Source organism: Burkholderia sp. BCC1638, assembly GCF_902833195.1.
In the GTDB taxonomy this organism is placed as follows: domain Bacteria; phylum Pseudomonadota; class Gammaproteobacteria; order Burkholderiales; family Burkholderiaceae; genus Burkholderia; species Burkholderia diffusa.
The window spans coordinates 22,574-43,021 of record NZ_CADFEC010000017.1 but is presented as its reverse complement, the minus strand read 5'-3'; the positions used below and the strand labels follow the sequence as shown (position 1 = coordinate 43,021).

Sequence of the window (20,448 nt, the reverse complement as noted above, 5' to 3'; positions counted from 1 at the left end):
CGTCGCTTCCGTCATTGCGGCGCGGGGCCCGAGGTCGAGGGAACCGCGGTCCACACGCCATTGCACGACGCGACATACGGATAGTATCCGCGCGGGTCGTTGCAGTAGTACCACGCGCGCGCAGGCGGCAGCCGCGCCGGCGTGGGTGGCGGCCGCTGAACGACGATCGCAGGCGGAATGTAGGTCGGATACGGATACATCGGTTCAGGATAGATGTACCAGTAGCCGTCGACGACCCACCACCACGCGTAGCGCCCGCCGTGCCAGTCCTGAACCCATCGACCGCGCTGCCACCGCGTACGCTCCCTCGGCGCGAAATGGCGAAAGTCCCGCCCGTGGAAATCCCTGCCGTGGAAATCGTGGCGGGGCACATGGCGCGCATGCTGCGCATGTGCCGGCTGCGTCGGCACGCAGCACGCGGCCGCGCACACGACGAGCAAGCGGCATGCGCGTCTGAGCCTGTTCATGGTCGTCATTCTTCGCGGAGATGCGATCCATCGTATTGAGGCCGCGCCGCGCAGCTTTGACCGGGATCAACGCATGCCCGCGGCCCGGCGGGACGCCGGCGACGCGGCAATCGGAGGCTTCAGGTCATGCCGTGCTCGCCGGTTCGCATGCGGCGCAGATGACGGTAAGCAACGCCGTCCATCAGTACGTGAACGTGTCCGATTTCTTCATCTCGACCCACGTCATTCCGCTTCGCAACCCCTCCAGCGCTGCCTCGCGTTCGGTCGCGAATACCCGGTGATGCGGGAACACATGCTCGCACTTGCAGTCGGGCGAGCGGACCGTCACGTGGACACGGCAGCGGTACCCGCCGGTCTCGACGCCAACCGTTTCGATCGCCACGGTCCAGTCCGCCTCGTTCAATTCACCGGAAATCGTCATGATTACCCCTTTCCTCGCCGTGCGAGCGCATGCCGCTCCCATCATCAGTCGCGCCACGCCGCGAGCCGCGATGGCGATCTCCGGCCCGCCGCCTGAAGAGCCATATCGGGCCGGCGACGAGGCCCAGGATCGCCGCCCACAGCAGAAGCACGTAGCCGAACAATTGCCAGAATTCGCCGACCCGCTGCTGCAGGATCCATGTGCGGTACGACGCGACGTCGCTCGCGGCATCCGGATACGACGCGCGATAAACGAACAGCGGCAGGCAGACGTCCTGTTCGGGGATCGGTGTCGTCAGCATCGACCCGGCCGGCCGAGCACCCACGCGCCCGCATTCCGGCGCGGTCATGCCGGCCACGACACCGGTGCTCACCGGATGGTCGTGGATCGCGCCGAGCCACGTCGTCGCGCTCGACAGCAGCAGGCAGAGACCGATTGCGCCGAGCCACCGGCGCATCCGGTTGCGCGGGTCGGTGTGCCGGCCGCGTGTCATGGATTCGCGCGCGTCCGGAGGGCGCGTCGCACCGACATCGAGACCGCCGCTGCGCCATGCGCGGCGCGACGGAAGCTGGAATCGACCGGATCAGCCACGCTGCTTCTCCTCGAAATACGGCTGGCGGGCCGCCACGAGCCGCAACTCGTCGAGCAGCGCCGCGGCCGCGCGCAGCAGATCGTCGAGCGAGACGATGCCGACCAGTTCGCCGTCGCCGCCGACGACCGGTAATCGACGGACGCCGTGCTGGCGCATCCGCTTCGCGAGGAGCCAGATGTCGTCGTCGACGTTCGCGGTCGCGACGGGCGCCGACATGATGTCACCGACGAACAGCGAGCCGGCCTGCGCATCGGGGCTGACCACCGTCAGCACGATGTCGCGATCGGTTACCACACCGACCGGCACGCATCGCCCCTCCTGTTCGCGCACGACGATCAGATCGCCGGCGTGCGCGTCGCGCATCATTTCCGCCGCCTCGACGACGGTTGCTTGTGCCGAACACGTGGCAACATCGCGGGTACAGAGCATCGCGGCATTCATGTTCGTTCTCCCGGCCGGGGCGAGGCGGAACATCGATCGATGTCCGCCGCCGCCCGAACCATCATGCAACGGTAAGTTGATCGACCACGTCGCGCACGCCCGCCGCCGACCATGCGGCATCGAAGGCAAGCCGCCGTTCGCCCGGCGAGCCCACCTGGCCGGTCAACGTCACGATGCGTTTGTACGCTTTCACGCCGATGCGCACCACGTCGATCGACGGGTCCCGCTCGCTGTCGCCAGTCATGGCCATCGACTCCGATTCGCAATCGATGAAAGCAACGGTAATTCCCGCGGCGCCGCGTGGAATTGATACAGGTCAGCGCACGGCGTGGTGCACCATCCCGGCCGAGGCCTCCGCCGCGATCGTGCGACACGCAATCGTGACGTCGACATTGCGCCCTCGCCTGGCGCGATCGCGTGTGGCGAGCCGCAACACCATCTGACGGCCGTCGGCCGACAGGCGGGCAGCCGCTTCCGCAAGCGGCGCCGAATCCAGCCGAACGAGACCGCGATCGACGAGGCAGCGCAAGTCGGCGGGGTCGCCCTGCGGGCGCATCGGCTCGCTGGCGAGCACCATCAGGATCGCGATTTCGTGGGGGCTCAGCAGCCGGTCGCCATCGGCGTCGATCGGCTGCTGCAGGTGAGGCGCGACTGCAGGCAGTGCCGATGCTTCGGAACGGGAAATGATCTGGCGATTCGACGTGTTCGTGAACAAGAGGGGCATGTTGATGTCCGTATCATGAACGTGAAGACGTAGACGGCACGCGGCATGTCAATCGTGGTCGAGTTCGACATGCGAGAACGTCGATATTCGCTCCTGCCGGGCAATCGTTCTTGATGCAGGTCATCCTGCTGGCGCGCGAGCAATCGAAACGGTCGCTGATTCGTCTGACCCAATGCCATCGAGGTACCGACGCGCTCGCGGCGCGAGACCAGGCCGGATTGCTGCCCGGTTTTTCATGTGGAATTTTTCGTTCACCCGGTGCGGCACGATCTCGTTCAATCCGGCACTGCGAATCATTTTCTTCAATCGTTGTTGCTCGACGAGCCGCTCGATCGCGATGCGCTCGCCGAGCTCGTGTGCGCGTGGCGGTTCGCAGACAATCCTTGGGGGCTGGACACGGTATGTCGCGTCGCTCGGCGCCGGGATCCCGTGGTTCGGCCAGGGCGTGGGACCGGCATCGACGTCAGCGCGGCACGCACTTCGCCGGTCGTGTGACGTTGCCCGTTACGCGCTCATGCGCCGTTCGCGGTCGGCAAGCCGGTGAGCGATCGACCGTGCGAAATGGGCGAGCTTCCCGGCGGCCAGGCCGCGACCGATATCGCGTCCGGAAATCGCGCACGTCTCGATCGGCGTCTGCCGCGCCAGCGCCTGCATCTGCCCGAATGCTGTCAGGTCGCCGCGCTGGCCCATCGTGCAGAAGAATGCGGTCGCGCGCAGTTCGCTCCCGTGCCGCGCGAGCCAGGTCGAAACCGGCGTCGATGCACGACCCGCCCAGACCGGCGTGCCTATCACGACCACATCGTATGCGGACGGCGAACAGGCCGTCGGCCGGAGGTCCGCGGCACGATCGCGGATCACGTCAGCGAGCGAACGCAGGAAACCGACGGCCCCCGCCCGCCGCCGATCGTCGACTTCCTGAAGCCGTTCGCAATCCGCGTCGAGTTCCGTGGCAAGCCGGCGTGCAATCGCCGCCGTCGTTTCACTGCGCGAGTAGAAAACGACGAGCATGCGTCGAGACGTGTCCATATTCCACTCCGTGCATCCGTCCGGGATCCGTAGACCAGCTTATGCACCGCCGATCGGGGCGACGCTGATGCAGGTCAAACCGTCGCGGCACGTTCGGGCGACAGTAGGCTTGTTCGAATTTCCCGCGATTTTCCGCCCATGTGCCATGTGGTATGACCTGATCGAACAGCAACGGCAATGGTTGCGAACGTGGGAAGCGGCGGCGCGCTTCACGTGCGGTCTCTGGCCCGATGTCGCGTCGTCGTGCTACGCCGACCTGTGCGAACCCCTGCTCGACCTGCATGCCGATGCGCCACGGTTCGCCATCGATTCGGTCGACGTGGACGGCCGTCGCATCGACGTCGACGAAACGATCGTCGCGCACACGCCGTTTTGCACGTTGCGCCGCTTCTCGCGCCCGGGTGCGCGACGCGTGATCCTGCTTTGCGTGCCGCTGGCCGGCCATGCGGCCGTGATGATGCGGGAGACGGTCGAGACGCTGCTTGTCGACGGCGACGTGTGCATCACCGACTGGATCGATGCGCGCGATGTGCCGTGCGACGCGGGTCGATTCGGCCTCGACGAATATGTGTCGATGCTCGACCGCTTCATCGATACCCTGCTGGCGGACGCGCGTCCGGTGCACGTCGTCGCGGTCTGTCAGGCGACGTTTCCGTCGCTTGGCGCCATCGCGCTGCGCGCGCAACGCGACGCCGCGCTGCCGGCGAGCCTGACGTTGATCGGCGGCCCGCTCGATGCCCGCATCAATCCGAGTGCGCTCGGAACCGCGGCCCGCTCGCATTCGCTCGACTGGTGTCGCGCCACGCTGATCGATACGGTGCCGCATGGCTTCGCCGGATGCGGACGACAGGTATTTCCGGCCTATCTGCAGCGCGCCGAGATCGCGCTCACCTACCCGCAACACTACATGGCGCTGGTCAATGGCTATCGGCAAGCGGTGTCGAGCGGCGACGCCGACGCACTCGCAACCGCCCGCCGGGCGCTCCGCGAATACCTGACGCTTCTCGATATGCCGGCCGAATACTTCCTCGATACGGTCGACATCGTTTTCCAGCGCGCATGCCTGGCAAACCGAACGTGGCACGTCCACGGCCAGCGGGTCGAGCCCGCCGCGCTGCGCTCGATCGGGTTGCTGACCGTCGAAGGCAAATGCGATGCCGTCACCGGTGCCGGCCAGACTCATGCCGCGCTGGCGATGTGCAGCGGTCTCGAAGCGAATGCGCGGCAACGCGTCGACATCGACGATTGCGATCACTACGGACTCTTTACCGGCGATCACTGGCGCACCGACGTGCATCCTGTACTGCAGGCGGCGTTCGCCCGCGCCGAACACGGCCGGGCCCGCTCGTGCGCAGCGTGATGCGCCGTCCGCCTGGCCCGGTATGGTCGTCGAACAACCATCCGACACTGTTCAACCCGGCGACGCACGCTCGCCTGGCGCGGCATTTTCCGCGGCGGCCACGCGCCGCTTGACCGCAATGAAGCTGTCGGGGCTGACGGAAACCGAGTCGATGCCGCACGCGACGAGAAAATCGGCGAATTCCGGATGATCGCTCGGCGCCTGGCCGCACAGGCCAACCTTGGCCCCGGCGTTGCGGGCGGACTCGATCACGCGGGCGATCATCCACTTCACGGCTTCGTTCTGTTCGTCGAACAACCCGGCCAGTTCCGCCGAATCGCGATCGACGCCGAGCGTCAATTGGGTCAGATCGTTGCTTCCGATCGAGAAGCCGTCGAAGCGCTGCGCAAACTGGCTCGCCAGAATGACGTTCGACGGGATTTCGCACATCACGTAGATCTGCAATCCGTCTTCGCCGCGCTTCAGGCCGTTGGCGGCCAGGACCTCGAGCACGCGGTCCGCCTCGTCGAGCGTCCGGCAGAACGGGATCATCACGACGACGTTCCTGAATCCCATGTCGTTTCGCAGTCGCGCGATCGCCCGGCATTCGAGCCCGAATCCGTCACGGTAGCGCGGCGAATAGTAGCGTGACGCGCCGCGAAATCCGAGCATCGGATTTTCTTCCTGCGGTTCGAACTGCGCACCACCGACCAGATGCGCGTACTCGTTCGTCTTGAAGTCGCTCATGCGCACGATCACCGGCGCGGGATGACAGACCGCCGCGATACGCGCGAGGCCATGCGCCAACCGGTCGACGAAATAGTTCGACGGGTCGTCGTACCCCGACGTCAGCGCAGCGATCTCGCGCTTCGCATGCGCGTCGGTCAGCGCATCGTAGTGGGCCAGCGCCATCGGGTGAACCTTGATATGGTTGCTGATCACGAACTCCATGCGCGCGAGCCCGATTCCGTCGGCGGGCAGTCGCCACCATCTGAACGCCGCGGCCGGATTCGCGAGATTCAGCATGACCTGCGTGCGGGTGGCCGGCAGATCGGTCAGGTCGATCGCCTCCACGTGGTATTGCGCGATGCCTTCGTACACGAACCCGGCCTCGCCCTCCGCGCACGATACCGTCACTTCCTGTTGATCGTGCAGCATGCGGGTCGCGTTGCCGGTGCCGACGATGGCCGGCAATCCCAGCTCGCGGCTCACGATCGCGGCATGCGACGTGCGGCCGCCATGATCGGTGACGATCGCCGCCGCGCGGCGCATCACCGGCAGCCAGTCGGGATCGGTCGTGTGCGTCACCAGTACCGCGCCGTCGACGAATCGCCCCATGTCGTGCGGACTGTCGATCACGCACACGCTGCCGGCCGCGATCGCCTCGCCGACACTGACGCCGGTGAGCAGCTTGCGGCCGGTCTGACCAAGTTGGTAGGTCTTGATGGCGCTGGCTTCGCGCCGGGACTGCACCGTTTCAGGACGTGCCTGCACGACGAACAGTTCGCCGCTTATGCCGTCCTTTGCCCACTCGATATCCATCGGCTGGCCATAATGCGCCTCGATCGCGCAGGCCCACTTCGCAAGCGCCAGGATGTCGCGGTCCGCCAGCACGAAAGTGGCACGCTCGGCTTTCGAGGTCGGCACGTTGCGGGTCGGTGCATGCTCGTCGCGCGCATAGATCAGCTTGCATGCCTTGCCGCCGAGCGTCTTGCCGATGACAGGCGTGCACGCCGGATCGCCGAGCAATGGCTTGAACACCTCGTATTCGTCGGGGTCGACGGTGCCCTGCACGACATTCTCGCCAAGCCCCCACGCCGCGCTGATCAGCACCACCTTGTCGAATCCGGTTTCCGTGTCGAGCGAAAACATCACGCCGGACGCGCCGAGGTCCGAACGCACCATCCGCTGCACGCCGACCGACAGCGCGACGCGCAGGTGATCGAAGCCCTTTTCTTCGCGGTAGGCGATCGCGCGGTCGGTGAACAGCGACGCATAGCACCGGCGGCACGCCGCGAGCAGCGCATGTTCGCCGCGCACGTTCAGGTAGGTTTCCTGCTGGCCCGCGAAGCTCGCGTCGGGAAGATCCTCGGCGGTCGCGCTCGAGCGCACGGCGACATCGACGTCGTCTCCGCCGGCCTGTCGGCACAGTTGCCGATACGCATTCCGGATCGCGTCGGCGATGTCGTCGGGCCAGTCTCCGTGGAGGATCGCCTGCCGGATCGACGCACCGGCGTCGGCGAGCGCCATCTTGCGTGCGCCGAACGCCTCGAGCGTGCTGCCGATGACTTGCCTCAATCCGTTCGCATCGATGAATCGCCAGTACGCATCCGCGGTCGACGCGAACCCGGGTGGCACGCTTACACCCTGTGCAGACAGGTTGCCGATCAATTCGCCCAGCGATGCGTTCTTGCCGCCGACGCGTGCCACGTCGCCGCGCCGCAGGTCGTCGAACCAGACGACGTGTGCTTTCCCGTGATCCATGACGAGCCCTCCGATGGTCGCGGCCCCGAGTGACATGCGACAGGCGCGGTCCGGCATTGGCCGGCGCGGTCGGCCGAACACGGTCATCGTGGCCCGACACTTCAGCCTCTCTCGTGACCTGCATCAAGAACGGAGGCCGACGCGCGAACGGCGCTGCGTCGCCGGGCGGCATTCGCACTGGAAGCCGCGAACCAGGTCGGTTTCACGCCTGCGGGGCCAGGTGCGTCGGTGCGGATATCCGGCTCGCGATGAGGGTTCGCTTCCGGAGCAATGGCGTCACGGAATCCTGGCGCCCGATGACGCGGGTGACCGAGCCACCCGCCTCACTGAAAGAACTTCGAAAGCCACCCCGGCGCCGCCGCACGATCGAAAACCACGTGCAATTCCGGGCTGAACGAGCCGAATTCGAGCCCGTGCTGAGTCGCCAGCAGCGTCAGCGCCTGGCTCGTGTAGAACGAAATATGCCCGTTGCGCGGCACGCAATACCACCATTGCTCGATCCCGCGCGCAAGGATCTCCGGCGTGATCAGGGACGTCTGAAACAGCAGTGCCCCGGCAGGCCCCCTGTAGCGGATGATGTCGGCGAACAGGCTTCGGGGATCCGGATGATGCTCGAAGACTTCGAACGACAGGATCGCATCGAACTGCCCCTGCGGCGCGACGGGATGGCTGAACGGATCGTACGAGGTCACATCCGCGAACCCGCGCGCGGACAGCTTCTTTTCCAGCAGCCCGAGCCCCGAGCCGAAATCAAGAATGCGGTTCTCCCGCATCGACGGAAAGCTCGTGCAGATCAGGTCGGCGTGCTGCTGCGGACGATGCTCGAGATACTCGGGATCGTGGCGCGCGTAGTCGTCGTTGTACACGTGACGCGCGAAATCGTCATGCGTCCAGTGGTCGAAGGCCGGCGTGCACGTGAAGCCGCACTGCCTGCACGCGTAGTAGTAGATCGGCACGCCGACGAACGGATCGACTTTTTTCCCGGCAATCATGTCCGCGCCGCAACGCGAGAAATCGACCACGCCGCAGATGTCCGCGTCGGCACCGCACACCTTGCAGGCGATCGTCGCCGGATGATTGGTCAGATGTTCAATCATGTTGCAGTCCCCTGGTTGGTTTCAAGCGCGCCGGCCGCGAAATTGATTGGCAATGCTTCGCGACTGAACGCGCGCTGTCGAATCGTATTCGGATCGTATTCGGATCGGGTTTTCGGGCCAGAGCGGTGTGCGGTCGGGTCCTTGTCGTTAGCTGACCGCCGCCGCTCAGGCCGGCCGACGCGCGGCGCCGGCGTACCGCGTCGCGTCGCGCGCCGAGCTTGCGAAGCCCGACTTGTACCACGGCGCGACCGTCCCGTGCCGCGCACGATACCCGGTTTCCGTCGAACATTTGTTAAATAGCTTGAATGGCCGACAACCGGTCGACAATTTGCCTTAACATCCGGCCACACGATCGACCGAGGCCTCCAACAACGGTCGCCCTTTTCAACCGCGCGCAAACGGGCGCGGCTTTCATTCGAACGGACGAACGACCATGTTCCAGTCACCGGGAGACTCCTTCGTCGGCGGATCGCTGCTCGGCCTGTGCGTCGAGGTGCCGCTCGCCGTGCTCGTTTCGCTGATGATGCATGGCGTCGACTGGAACGGGCCGCGTATCGCGATGCTCGTCGCGACACCGGTGCTGATTGCATGCACCGTGCTGCTGACCCGTCCGGTGGCATTCAGCACGGTATGGAAGCACAAGCGCTCGCCGTTCGAGCTGGACGACAATGTGCGCGCATCCATCTACGGCCGGCTGACCGGCATCGCGCTCGGCCTGGTGTTCGGCATCATGGTCGCGACGACGTTTTCCTGATGACAGGCTTTCACGCGTAACGCGTACCATCGAGCCCCCTCCACCGCGCCATCCCGATCGCGCATCCGTCCTGCAATCCGCGGCAGAATTTACAAACGCAGCGTCACCCGGCGCCGCCCGCGCGTGCCGGGCTCATGCCGCACGGCCGTCGGGCGTGGGGACGCGCGCGGCACGCGGCTTGCTCGCGTCGGCCCGGATATGGCCGCGGCACGGAATCGCCGGCCGCCAACGGCATTGCCTGGTCGTGAGCTATGAAAACTACGCCTCCCCTGCTGGAATCGACACCGATGCGGGCCGATCACTTCGTCCAGTTCTACGAGTCCGATGCGCAGCTCGTGTCGGAAGTCGCACTGTTCGCGGCTGAGGCGCTGCGCGCGGGCGGCAGCGCGATCGTGATCGCGCGACCCGATTGCCTTGCGGCGGTGCACGAACGCCTGCGTACGCTCGATGCGTCGATCGGCGACGCGGCCCGCGAGCGCATCTTCATGTCGAGCGCGCAGACGCTGCTCGACAGCTTCATGGACGGCGACCTCCCCGACCCCGCGCGCTTTCGCCGCTCGATCGGTACGATCGTCGAAGCGGCGATCCGCGCCGGCCGCCCCGTGCATGCGTTCGGCGAGATGGTCGCGCTGCTGTGCGCGCAGCAGCGGTACGCCGGTGCGCTGCGGCTCGAAGCGCTATGGAACGAACTGGTCGAGCAACACCGCTTCTCGCTTTACTGCGGCTATCCGGTCGACGTGTTTCCCAGCACCGAGCAGTCGGAGACGTTCCGCCATGTCTGCGCGCTGCATCGCCGCATCCTGCCCACCGCATCGCTGCCCAACGACGAAAACGAGTTGCACCTGACGCTGGCGCTGTCGCAACAGCGCTCGCGCGCGCTGAGCGACGAGATCCGCCGTCGCGAGGACGCCGAACAGCAACGCAACGGTGTTCTGATGCACGCGCCGTTGCCGATCGCGCTGCTGTCGGGCGCCGCGCACCGGATCGTGCTCGCGAATCACCGCTTCTCGGCGCTGTGCGGCCGGACCGACATCGTCGACCAGCCGCTGACGGCCGTGCTGCCCGGCGGCGATACGCCGGCGATCGTGCGCGCGCTCGAAACCGCCCGCGCGCACGGCCGCTCGACGACGATCGCCGAGCACCGCGACCGTCCCGAGCCGGACGGGGCCCGCGTGTATCGGCTGCATTTCAATCCGCAGCCGCTTGCCGACGGGCTTGGCGTGATCGTCAGCGCGGTCGAGGTGACCGAGCACGTCGCCGCGCGCGAGAAGCTCGTCGCCGCGAATGCCGAACGCGACCGGCTGCTCGGCGAACTGCGCGACGCGAATCAGGCGAAGGACCAGTTTCTCGCGGTGCTCGGCCATGAGCTGTGCAATCCGCTGACGCCGATCTCGCTCGCGCTGGAGCTGATCCGCAACCGCGACGGCCACGCGACGCCGAACGAGATCGCGATCATCCAGCGGCAGCTCGATCACATGGTCCGGCTGATCGACGACCTGCTCGACGTGTCGCGCATCACGCGCGGCAAGATCACGCTGAAGAAGGAAGTCGTGCAACTCGCCGACATCGTCGACCATGCGGTCGAGGTCGCGAGCCCGCTGCTCGAGCAGCGCCGTCACCGCCTGCATGTCGACGCCGATCCGGACGCACGCTGCCACGGCGACCCGGTGCGGCTGTCGCAGGTCATCGCGAACCTGCTGACCAACGCGGCGAAATACACGCTGCCGGGCGGCGACATCACGGTGCGCACGGCCCACGGTTCAGACGGCACCGCGCTCGTCGAGGTATGCGACAACGGCGCCGGCATTCCGCGCGACCGCCTCGACAGCATCTTCGAGCCGTTCTACCGGCTCGACGGAGACGCGAAGCAGGCGCACGGCGGCCTCGGTATCGGCCTCGCGCTCGTGCGCAGTCTGGTGACCCTGCACGGCGGCACGGTGCGCGCGGACAGCGCCGGACCCGGCTGCGGCAGCACGTTTACGATCTCGCTGCCCGAGTACCGGCCGAAAGCCGTGGCGATCGCCGCGCCGCAGCCGCCGCTCGGCATCCGCGACATGGCGCCGGGCCGCACCGGCCGGCGCGTGATGCTGGTCGACGACAACGAGGATGCCGCGTCGACGCTCGCGCAATGGCTGCGCGAGGCCGACCACGAAGTCGCCGTCGTGCACGACCCGGTGACCGCGCTGGCCGCGTACCGCGCTTACCGTCCCGACGTCGCGATCCTCGACATCGGTCTGCCGGTGATGGACGGCTACGAGCTGCTGAGGCGGCTGAAGGCGATCAACGAAGTCACGCCGTGCATCTTTCTCGCGCTGACCGGCTATGGCCGCAACGCGGATCGCGAACGTTGTCTCGCGACCGGGTTTCTGCAGCATTTCGTGAAACCGGTCGACCCGGCCGCGCTTCATCTCGCGATGAGCCCGCCCGGAACGAACGGCGATGCGCACGACGGCCCCGAGCCGGAAGCCGGACGCTGAACGGGGCACGCGCCCAGCTGACGCTCGGAAAGCACCGTGCGGCTCAGTTCTCCGCGGAACAGCGGATCGAAGTCAGGTCTGCCAATTCGGCGATCCGGATCAGTTGAGGCAGCATCGCATCGGCGTTGGTCGGTTCGCGCCACGTTACGAGCAGTTCCTCCTCGCGCACGGCACGCGCGTGCGGCACGCGAAGCCTGCGTCCCGCAGCCCGGTCGTCAGGCGGTCGCGCGTCGGCGAGCCGAGTTCGTATTCGATCGTGAGCAGTGCTGTCCTGACGCTCCGCACGCGCTGCTCGACCAACCGCAGCTGCCACACGACCAGGAGTCCAAGCACGAGCCCGAGCGCGCCAAGCGACAACTGGCCGCCGCCGATGCACAGACCGACCACCGTCACGAACCACAGCGTCGCGGCCGTGGTGACGCCTGATACGAGGCCGTCGCGATGGAGAATCGCGCCGCCGCCGATGAAGCCCATCCCGGTCAGGATGCCGAGCGGCAGGCGCATCAGGTCGAGCACCGAGAACGCGCCCTCCGGCTTGCCGGCCTGCAGCAGCAATGCATTGACCTGAAGCATCGACAGGCATGCGGCAAGGCAGACGAGGATCGTCGTGCGCAGCCCGGCCGTCTTGCCGGATTCGCTGCGATCGAGGCCGATCAGCCCGCCCGCGACCAGCGCGAGGGCGATCCTGACGAGGACCGCATCCCACTGAAGTACGACCGGCATCGGCTCCATGCGCGCCTCCATTCAAGTCCGTCATGCGCGACGCGTCGCGGTGCGGCCGCGGACGGCGCTTGCGGGGCGCAAGGTTCGGGCCCGATCTGTTTGCGGAACGACGGCCGGGCGGCGCAGGCCGTCGATGACGAACGTTGGCTCGCTGACCGTGACCGTCGCCGGCCCCCCTGCGTCCTGAGGGTCGGCCGGGATTCGTGAAATTTTCGCCAAAATGGCCCTATCCTACTGATCTATATGGGGAATTTCATCCCTCGTTGGAGGCGGGCATACGTTAGACCTTGCGTGCCTCAAACGCCTGATCGAACTGCCGCGCTCGCCGGACCTCATCGCTATGCAGGTAGGTCGACGTCGTCGATATCGACGCATGACGGAGATTGTCGCGCACCATGATCAGTTCGGCGCCGCGGGCCAGCGCGTGCGTTGCGTGCGTGTGGCGCATCCAGTGCGGGCTCGCGAGGCGCAGTTTCTCGGCCATCGCTGGCCGTTCGTCTTGGATCACGTCGGCCGCCAGCCGGAAGAATCGCCGCAGCACGCGCCAGAGCCGCGTGCTCTCGATGCCGGCGCCATCCTCCTCAAGGTTTGCGACCAGCGGTGTGGCCGGGTTCCAGCGAGACGGCGTGACCGGCAGCCCACGCTGTACGAGAGACTGATCCAGCGCCGTTCGCGCCAGCGCAGGCAACGCCACCTTGCCGCGTTTGCCACCCTTGCCGATCACGTGCAGCCAGTGATCGCCATGTTCGTCGCGCCGGATGTCGCCGAGCGTGGCGCCGACGAACTCGCTGGCGCGCAAGCCGGTCGCGTAACCAAAGTCGAGCAGGAAGCGCAGGCGTTGGGCGGCCGGTGCGCCCCAGCCATACGACCATTCCAGCCCGTCGGCAAGTGCACGGATCAACAGCCACTCGCCCTCGGTGAAGCCGCGCGTGACATCCAGCCCCGTGTGTGACGCCGCGCCGCGCACCTTGACGCCCGCAAACGGATTCGCCATCACGTAGCGCTGCTCGACCAGCCACCGGAACATCGCCGATAGGACCGTGAGCGCATACCCTGTCGACCGTGCCGACAGTGAGCCACTGAACGGCCGCCACTTGACACTTTGCCGCGGCCGCGACGGTCCGACCCAACGCTCACGCGGCGTTGGCCGCCGCAAGAAGCCGCGGTAGGCGATCGCATCGTCGGTCGTCAGCGATGACAACGCCCGGCCGCGTTCGACAATCGCCCACAGGATTAGCCGCTCGGCCTCTTTTCGATAGGCGCGCTGGGTAGCCGCCGACTCGTGCAGCGATAGCCACGACTGGATCGCTTCATAGTCGTTCGATGCGCTCAGCAGGCAGGCGGCCTGCGGTGCCCGGAACTGCCCATTTGAGCCGTCGACCTCGTGCGGCACGCGAATCTGCTCCCACGGCACGATGATGCCGGACGGAGTCGCCGCGATCAACGCGCGCGCCCGTTCGGTCAGCGCTGGGTGTGCGGCGAAGAACGCTTCGACCTGTCGTGCGCCGTTGACGCCGAGGCCGTCGATCACCGACCACCAGCGGCGGCGTCGCGGAATCCGCACGGTGAGGTCCGCGAGCGTTCGGATACCGTGGGCCTGCAGGGCTGCCACGATGCGCGGCGGCAACCATGTGTCAATCTGGTCCGATATGTGTGGCTCGGGCACAGGGAGGTGGCGCAGCGCGTCGATGGCCCGGGCAACGATGTCCGCCACCGCTTTCGAAGGACGGTCGACGAACGCGGCAGCCAAGTCTTCGCGATGACGAGCTCGCGCAAACGTGACGAGTCGCCGGCGGATGCGGCCGAGGATTCCGCGCGATGACGCTCCTGCTTCCCGGCGATCACCGAGATAGCGTGCAACGGCGGTCCGCGCGTCCATGCCGGCGTACCAGGCTCGCAGTGCGGCGAGCTCCGCTTCGTTCGGGAAGTCGGAGCCGGTGTCGTCGACGGGAAGGGTCTTACGCGTTTTCATGATCGCCAGTTTATACGCTTTTCGATGATGGTCAGATAATAAGTCTTATCTGTCCGTCATCGTTCAAATGATAACGACTGCCTTTCCGTCGATACTGTCAGGCAACCGTACGGTCGCTATCGGCGGGCGCCTATGACGGAGTCGCGCGCTCGACATCGATGGGTTGTAATGGAAATTAAATCTAAACTACATTTCCAATGTAGCTTGACTACATTCATGTCGATTGCTAACGTTTGCGTGCGCCGTGCGCCGTGCGCCGTGCGGCTCCAACCACGACTGTGAGAGGAGACATAGCAGATCATGCGATTCGACAATCTTTTACGATCTGCGACCGCGATCGCGGTGGCGACACTGCCTCTTATTGCCTCCGCCTCCACGTCCGGCGAAGCGTTTGGCAACCCCGGCGTCACAGCGACGCGCGCGCCCGCCCAGAAATCGTTCCTGGGAACGGCGGTGAATGCGAACGCGTCGCGAGTCTACTTCACGGGTTATCGAGGGATTGTGTCCGAGGTGTACTACCCCGTCCTTGACACGCCTGATTCTGTTGATCTGCAATTCCTTGTCGGCGATCGCGCCGGGACCTACATTGACGAAGAAAAGCGCCAGACATACACGGCTGCGCAATCCGATCCGCATACGATGAGCTGGCGAGTCACGACTGGCAATTCGGCCCACAACTGGCGAATCGTGAAAACTGTCTTCACCGATCCCTCGCGCAACGCGTTGATTGAACGCGTCACGTTCCAGGCGCTGAACGGCACCCGACTGAGCGATCACAACCTGTATCTGCTGTTCAAGCCAAGCCTGGACAATTCCGGCATGGGGAACTCCGCATATACCGCCACGGCGGGCAACGGCAAGACGATGCTGATTGCCAACCGCAACACGCGCTATTCTGCGCTCGCCACATCGTTGCCATGGAAAAAGCAGGACGGCGTTGAGATGGTGTCGAACGGCTTCGTCGGCAAAAGCGACGGCTGGACGGACTTGCTAGGCGGCACATCGCCGGACCGGCAAATGAACTGGACGTATTCGTCGGCAACCAATGGCAACGTCGCTCAAATGGGCTGGCTCGACTTCGGGGCGCGGACCGACACGGCGATATCGTTCGATATCGCGCTGGCCTTCGATAGCACATCGGTCGGCAATGCGATGGCGACGGCGAACGGCACGCTCGGGGACGACCTCGAGCGGTTGCGCGCACAGTATGACGAGAGCTGGCACACGTATGCGGCAGGCCTGTCGACGCTGGGCAATGCCGCCGACAACGAATACTATCTGGCCGCCATGACGCTCAAAGCCATGCAGGACAAGAGCAACGGTGCGATGATCGCCGGCATCGGCACGCCATGGGGTGAAACCCAGACCGACGCCAACAGCGGCGGGTACCATCTGGTCTGGTCGCGCGACCTGTTCAAGTTTGCCAATGCGCTGATCACTGCCGGGGACACCGCCACGCCCACGTCGGTTGTCAACTATCTTTTCAAGACACTACAGCAGAAAGCCGACTGCGGAGTCGCCGAGTACAACGCACCGGGCTGCGCGCAAGGATACAGCCGCATCGGTCGGTTTCCACAGAATGCCTGGGTCAGTGGATGGCAATACTGGCAAGGCACTCAAATGGACGAGCAGGCCATGCCGATTCTGCTTGCATGGCGCCTCGGCGCGGCGGTGTACAACCCTCTTTGGCCGAATATTCGCCTGACTGCTGACTATCTGGCCGCCAAAGGGCCGTGGACGTTCCAGGACCGCTGGGAAGAGAATTCCGGCTACTCGCCTTCGACTATTGCCGCGGAAATTGCCGGCCTCGTCGCGGCTGCGCAAATTGCGCGGGACAACGGCGACTCGATCCGTGCAGGCAATTATCTGGCAACCGCCGATTACTGGCAGCAGAACGTGACCGCATGGACCTACACGAACACGGGCTCGTATGGCAACGGTCATTACTACGTCCGCATCAACCCGGCCAACATGAGTGGAACGGGGAGCGGGCCGCAAGTCTACAACCCGGCCAGCTATCCCGATTCAGGACAGGTATTCACGATCGGGAACGGCGGTGGTGTGCATGACGAACGCGCAGTCGTCGATGGCGGCTTTCTTGAGCTCGTGCGCATGGGTGTCAAACGCGCGAACGATCCGACCATCGTCGCAACGCTCGGCGCATACGACTCGGTCGTGAAGCAGACGATCGACGGACAGCGTCCCGCATGGTTCCGCTACAACTTCGACGGCTATGGTGAACACAACGACGGCAGCAATTATGACGGCACCGGCGTAGGCCGATTGTGGCCGATCTTCACCGCGGAACGCGGCATGTATTCGATCGCAAGCAGCGGCAGCGGCGCGGCCGGCAGCCCATATCTGAATGCGATCCGTTCGTTCGCGACGCGAGAAGGCTTCATTCCGGAGCAGGTCTGGCCCAATAGCGCCGCGTTGCCCGGAAACTGGCAAGTCGTGACCCCGTCGTCGTACACGGCAGGGACGCCAACCAAGTCAATGGCCCCGTTGAACTGGGCGATGGGTGAGTACATCAGCCTGCTTGCGTCGACTCAGGCCGGAAAGGTGGTCGATATTCCGTCTGCGGTCTGCGCACGCTACAGCAATTGCGTCATTCCGCCGCCCGCCGGTCAAGTCGCGGTTGCGGTCAACGTCACCGCCAGCACGCAGCCCGGACAATATATGTACGTGACAGGCAATGCCGACGCACTCGGCAACTGGAACACGAACCTTGGACTGCCCGTTGACCCGTCGCGCTATCCGGTCTGGAGCAATACCGTCAACCTGCGCGGAAACACGCCGATTCAGTACAAATACTATCGAAAGAACGGCGATGGCAGCGTGACGTGGGAAAACCTTCCAGGCAGTCGCAACCGCGTGGTGACGACCCCTGAGGCAGGCTCCGTGACGTTGAACGACAAGGTCAACTGGTGATGCCTTGCGAGCGTCGTGGTGCCCGTGCGCCAATACGGCGGCAGGTGCCAATTCACTCCTGTCGGAGAATCGCCACTGCGACGGTTGCCATGAACTTGAATCGAGAGTTAAATCTGGAATTAATTTCCGACTAAATTTCCGGCTAGAACTTATGGCGGCATTTATTTCCGGGCTCGACGCGTCCGGCACAACACCAGAGCTGCCACGAGGCGGCGGTGTGAGTCGCCGGCGAATCAATATTTGAACGATAAATCCAATTGCAATTTCCAAATCAATTCAATTGTTTGACACAAAATTAGAGGTATGATTCTATTCGTCAAACAGATTTGAACCATCCGACATTCAATCTGCTCGCGAAAGGATATCGAAACGACGTCCCTTCCGAGCGCCATCCGATTTATACAACAACAGTCGATTCCGACGAGGAACAGAGAGGCGACACAGGGCCGCTGTTCGGGCATGCCCCACTCCGGACAGCGCGGCCACGGCTCGCAATTTCTCGATGCGCGGCCCGTGCCACAGCGTAATGAGAAATCGTCGTATACATGATTTGGAGAACGTATGATTCGCACTTCGAAGAAAGTCATTGCGGTTGCTGTCGGACTTATTGCATCGGCTACTGCCTCCGCAGGAGATGCAACTGCACCGATCTTTGTATCAAACGCCATGCTGGACAAGCATGTGATTTATCAGGATTTCGCCTTCTATCAGCCTTACGACGGAACCGTCTACAAGACGCTTGCACGGCAAGCACCGGAACTCCGTAATCTCGGTATCACGGACGTCTGGTTTGCGCCTCCGTATCGCGCGTTGAACGACGGGCGATTCAGTGAAGGCTACGCAGTGATCGACCGCTACGATCTTGGCGAATTCCCGCAGGGGCGCGGCAACGCCATCGCGACGAAATATGGAACCGGTGCCCAACTTCGTGAGGCGATCGAAAGCATGCACCGGCAGCGCATCAATGCAATAGCCGACATCGTCCCGAACCAGATGTTCTTCTCGCAACGCGAAGTGGCGAGCGTGACGGCAGTCGACATTTTTGGAAATCCGACCAATCCGTCTGCCAGCAATGTGTTGTACCCGGGGTATTCGAAGGGCGGCGGTCTTGGTCAGAAGCAATACGGTGTGATCAAGCAGTGGCAGGCGAAGTATGAAAACGGCACGTCGCCGCAGGCACTTGGCATCGATCGCATCATGGTCGACGGCGCCGGCGCGCCGTACCGCTACTACGGGCCAGGCGATGCCCGAAACCATCTTCCGGCATGGCTCGCGGCGACCGATGCGGCACGTGTCGGTGCGCTCAACACGATCGATACCTATCTATCGGTCGACGGATATTACGCGGCGCAAAGCGCGGCCACGGCTGTTCCGGTGTACCGACCGTATCTGCTTTACTATGTCGACCCGCGTCGCGACGCGACAGTTCAGCCCTACCTGTCGTACATGCGCGCACATGGCTTCCCGGGCAATAGTGATGACGCCGTGCGACAGAGCATCATCAACGGCAATACCGACGCCGTGACGAAGGCGACCAACGACTACCTTGCGCTGCAGCCGGGCTATTCGGCGACATCGGAAGCAGGTGCGGCGGCATTCCGCTTCAACAAGCCAAGTAACGCGGACGTCAACAAGAACGTTCTCCAATATGAATTCCTGCTCGGTTCCGACATCGACAACAGCAACGCCACCGTGCAGACCGAGACGCTGAACTGGCAGCGGTTCCTGCTCGACAAGTATGGTTTTGACGGGTTCCGATTCGATGCAGCCGGCCACTACAACACGGACATCCTGAGGCAGTCGGCGGAATTGATGTCGGGACGCTACGGCCACGACATGAACAATCACTTGAGCGTGATCGAATCGTACGTCGATCCCCAGATCGCCTTTGAGAACAGCAACGGGAACGGCCAACTGGCCTACGACGGCACTCTTTATTACACGATGTACAACACCCTGGAACAGGCGAACCCGGGGGGGCCGCTCAGCGATATCTTCGCGAAGTCGATCGTCGGGCAGGCCCGCTTCGGTGCCGGCAGGGCCATTCCGAACTGGTCGTTCGTCACGAACCACGACCAGGAGCACAACGTGATCGAGAAGATCCCGGTACCGCCGACGCAGAAGGCCGGGTACACGCCGGACGCGGCAATTCAGCTCGCACAAATGTCGATCTACGACAACGATCGAAAACAAGCTGTCAAGCAATACGCCCCCTACAACGTGCCCTCCGCCTATGCCGTGCTTCTGACGAACAAGGACACGGTGCCTACTGTCTTCTACGGCGACCTCTATGAGAGCGACAAGGCATACGTGTCGACGAAGACGCCGTATTACGACGCGATCACGCGACTGCTCAAGATCCGCCAGAAATTCGTGGCGGGCGCGCAGGTGGTGACGTATTACAAGACGAACACATCGCCGTCCGTAGCCGGACAAGATCTGCTCGCAAGTGTGCGCGTCGGGACGGATCGAGGAACAGGCGTCGCAACCGTGATCGGCAACAATCCGGCGACGGATGCAACGATTCGCGTCGACATGGGTCTGCAGCACGCCAACCAGACCTTCACCAACATGTTCGGACAGTGGCCTGAACGCCTCCAGACCGATGGACGCGGCGTGCTTACCGTACATGTCACTGGATCCTCGACACCGCAAGTGCGCGGCTATCTCGGCGTCTGGGTGCCGACTTCGGAGGGCGAGGGTTCGATGATGGGTTACGCAAGCTGATAGGCGTGGCTCAATGACGAGCCGCCGCGGCGCGGTCCTTCGATCGCGTCGCGGCGGCTCGAAAGACATCAGAGGGCACACTACACGAGCCGGAGCCGGCCGAAACGAGCGAGGGTCTCGCGAAACACGTCGAAGCGACCGTCCTGGCGGTCGCGCATTATCACCCAGATACTCACATCGGCAACAGTCGACGGAACTTGCATCGCCTCGCCAGAGACATTGGACTCAGGCTGCGTCTATGGCCCGTCAAACGGGCCAGCCAGTCCCGTCGCC

The 20,448-nt window shown here is 64.4% G+C and carries 15 protein-coding genes and 1 pseudogene; 5 read left to right on the top strand and 11 right to left on the bottom strand.

Features of this window, described 5'->3' with window-relative positions; translation table 11 throughout:
* Positions 1-11: 11 nt before the first annotated feature.
* From HWX22_RS20040 to HWX22_RS20010, 7 genes are all read right to left on the bottom strand, one after another.
* Complete coding sequence (locus tag HWX22_RS20040; protein ID WP_175909001.1) at positions 12-467, bottom strand: hypothetical protein; 456 nt, start codon at positions 465-467, stop codon at positions 12-14.
* Positions 468-648: 181 nt separating this feature from the next.
* Positions 649-888, bottom strand: coding sequence for a hypothetical protein (locus tag HWX22_RS20035; RefSeq protein ID WP_059452422.1), 240 nt, complete (start codon positions 886-888; stop codon positions 649-651).
* The gene (locus tag HWX22_RS20030) at positions 872-1,381 is read right to left on the bottom strand and encodes a hypothetical protein (protein ID WP_244135254.1); all 510 of its coding nucleotides are present in this window, start codon (positions 1,379-1,381) and stop codon (positions 872-874) included. Before HWX22_RS20030 ends, HWX22_RS20035 begins: the two co-directional genes overlap by 17 nt.
* Positions 1,382-1,471: 90 nt before the next feature.
* On the bottom strand, positions 1,472-1,921 hold the full coding sequence (locus tag HWX22_RS20025) for a CBS domain-containing protein (RefSeq protein ID WP_059536698.1): 450 nt from the start codon (positions 1,919-1,921) through the stop codon (positions 1,472-1,474).
* A 61-nt stretch (positions 1,922-1,982) separates the two neighbouring features.
* Positions 1,983-2,171, bottom strand: a complete 189-nt coding sequence (locus HWX22_RS32285) for a BON domain-containing protein (RefSeq protein ID WP_279610116.1) — start codon at positions 2,169-2,171, stop codon at positions 1,983-1,985.
* Between the two features lie 66 nt (positions 2,172-2,237).
* On the bottom strand, positions 2,238-2,645 hold the full coding sequence (locus tag HWX22_RS20015; RefSeq protein WP_175909000.1) for a hypothetical protein: 408 nt from the start codon (positions 2,643-2,645) through the stop codon (positions 2,238-2,240).
* A gap of 504 nt (positions 2,646-3,149) precedes the next feature.
* Positions 3,150-3,671: a flavodoxin gene (locus tag HWX22_RS20010; protein ID WP_175908999.1), complete on the bottom strand. Its 522-nt coding sequence runs from the start codon at positions 3,669-3,671 to the stop codon at positions 3,150-3,152.
* A gap of 145 nt (positions 3,672-3,816) precedes the next feature.
* Here HWX22_RS20010 and phaZ point away from each other — a divergent pair, with 145 nt between their 5' ends.
* Complete coding sequence (phaZ, locus tag HWX22_RS20005) at positions 3,817-5,031, top strand: polyhydroxyalkanoate depolymerase (protein ID WP_175908998.1); 1,215 nt, start codon at positions 3,817-3,819, stop codon at positions 5,029-5,031.
* A 51-nt stretch (positions 5,032-5,082) separates the two neighbouring features.
* On the opposite strand, the gene ppsA is transcribed toward phaZ, so the two are convergent.
* Positions 5,083-7,494, bottom strand: a complete 2,412-nt coding sequence (gene ppsA, locus HWX22_RS20000) for a phosphoenolpyruvate synthase (protein ID WP_175908997.1) — start codon at positions 7,492-7,494, stop codon at positions 5,083-5,085.
* Positions 7,495-7,817: 323 nt separating this feature from the next.
* Positions 7,818-8,591 carry a class I SAM-dependent methyltransferase gene (locus HWX22_RS19995; RefSeq protein ID WP_151047986.1) on the bottom strand — a complete coding sequence of 258 codons (774 nt, stop codon included), beginning with the start codon at positions 8,589-8,591 and terminating at the stop codon, positions 7,818-7,820.
* 433 nt (positions 8,592-9,024) lie between these two features.
* Between HWX22_RS19995 and HWX22_RS19990 the strand changes: the two genes are divergently transcribed.
* A complete protein-coding gene (locus HWX22_RS19990) occupies positions 9,025-9,345 on the top strand; it encodes a hypothetical protein (protein ID WP_063552892.1) in 321 nt (106 codons plus the stop codon).
* Positions 9,346-9,632: 287 nt separating this feature from the next.
* Positions 9,633-11,822 carry an ATP-binding protein gene (locus HWX22_RS19985; RefSeq protein WP_175908996.1) on the top strand — a complete coding sequence of 730 codons (2,190 nt, stop codon included), beginning with the start codon at positions 9,633-9,635 and terminating at the stop codon, positions 11,820-11,822.
* A 43-nt stretch (positions 11,823-11,865) separates the two neighbouring features.
* Here HWX22_RS19985 and HWX22_RS19980 read toward each other — a convergent pair.
* Both HWX22_RS19980 and HWX22_RS19975 read right to left on the bottom strand, forming a co-directional pair.
* Positions 11,866-12,554, bottom strand: a pseudogene (locus HWX22_RS19980) (MgtC/SapB family protein).
* 271 nt (positions 12,555-12,825) lie between these two features.
* The gene (locus HWX22_RS19975) at positions 12,826-14,517 is read right to left on the bottom strand and encodes a phage integrase family protein (RefSeq protein WP_175908993.1); all 1,692 of its coding nucleotides are present in this window, start codon (positions 14,515-14,517) and stop codon (positions 12,826-12,828) included.
* A 300-nt stretch (positions 14,518-14,817) separates the two neighbouring features.
* On the opposite strand from HWX22_RS19975, the gene HWX22_RS19970 reads away from it, so the two are divergent.
* Positions 14,818-17,448, top strand: a complete 2,631-nt coding sequence (locus tag HWX22_RS19970) for a glycoside hydrolase family 15 protein (protein WP_175890815.1) — start codon at positions 14,818-14,820, stop codon at positions 17,446-17,448.
* Positions 17,449-18,009: 561 nt separating this feature from the next.
* Positions 18,010-20,175, top strand: coding sequence for a glycoside hydrolase family 70 protein (locus HWX22_RS19965; protein ID WP_175890816.1), 2,166 nt, complete (start codon positions 18,010-18,012; stop codon positions 20,173-20,175).
* Positions 20,176-20,448 lie beyond the last annotated feature (273 nt).

Bases quoted from the DNA above. Each gene is read 5' to 3' on its own strand.
- HWX22_RS19970 (WP_175890815.1), top strand. From the start codon at position 14,818: ATGCGATTCGACAATCTTTTACGATCTGCGACCGCGATCGCGGTGGCG.
- phaZ (WP_175908998.1), top strand. From the start codon at position 3,817: ATGTGGTATGACCTGATCGAACAGCAACGGCAATGGTTGCGAACGTGG.
- HWX22_RS20040 (WP_175909001.1), bottom strand. From the start codon at position 467: ATGAACAGGCTCAGACGCGCATGCCGCTTGCTCGTCGTGTGCGCGGCC.
- HWX22_RS19985 (WP_175908996.1), top strand. From the start codon at position 9,633: ATGCGGGCCGATCACTTCGTCCAGTTCTACGAGTCCGATGCGCAGCTC.
- HWX22_RS32285 (WP_279610116.1), bottom strand. From the start codon at position 2,171: ATGGCCATGACTGGCGACAGCGAGCGGGACCCGTCGATCGACGTGGTG.
- HWX22_RS19990 (WP_063552892.1), top strand. From the start codon at position 9,025: ATGTTCCAGTCACCGGGAGACTCCTTCGTCGGCGGATCGCTGCTCGGC.
- HWX22_RS20010 (WP_175908999.1), bottom strand. From the start codon at position 3,671: ATGGACACGTCTCGACGCATGCTCGTCGTTTTCTACTCGCGCAGTGAA.
- HWX22_RS19975 (WP_175908993.1), bottom strand. From the start codon at position 14,517: ATGAAAACGCGTAAGACCCTTCCCGTCGACGACACCGGCTCCGACTTC.
- ppsA (WP_175908997.1), bottom strand. From the start codon at position 7,494: ATGGATCACGGGAAAGCACACGTCGTCTGGTTCGACGACCTGCGGCGC.
- HWX22_RS20035 (WP_059452422.1), bottom strand. From the start codon at position 888: ATGACGATTTCCGGTGAATTGAACGAGGCGGACTGGACCGTGGCGATC.
- HWX22_RS20015 (WP_175909000.1), bottom strand. From the start codon at position 2,645: ATGCCCCTCTTGTTCACGAACACGTCGAATCGCCAGATCATTTCCCGT.
- HWX22_RS19995 (WP_151047986.1), bottom strand. From the start codon at position 8,591: ATGATTGAACATCTGACCAATCATCCGGCGACGATCGCCTGCAAGGTG.
- HWX22_RS19965 (WP_175890816.1), top strand. From the start codon at position 18,010: ATGATTCGCACTTCGAAGAAAGTCATTGCGGTTGCTGTCGGACTTATT.
- HWX22_RS20025 (WP_059536698.1), bottom strand. From the start codon at position 1,921: ATGAATGCCGCGATGCTCTGTACCCGCGATGTTGCCACGTGTTCGGCA.
- HWX22_RS20030 (WP_244135254.1), bottom strand. From the start codon at position 1,381: ATGACACGCGGCCGGCACACCGACCCGCGCAACCGGATGCGCCGGTGG.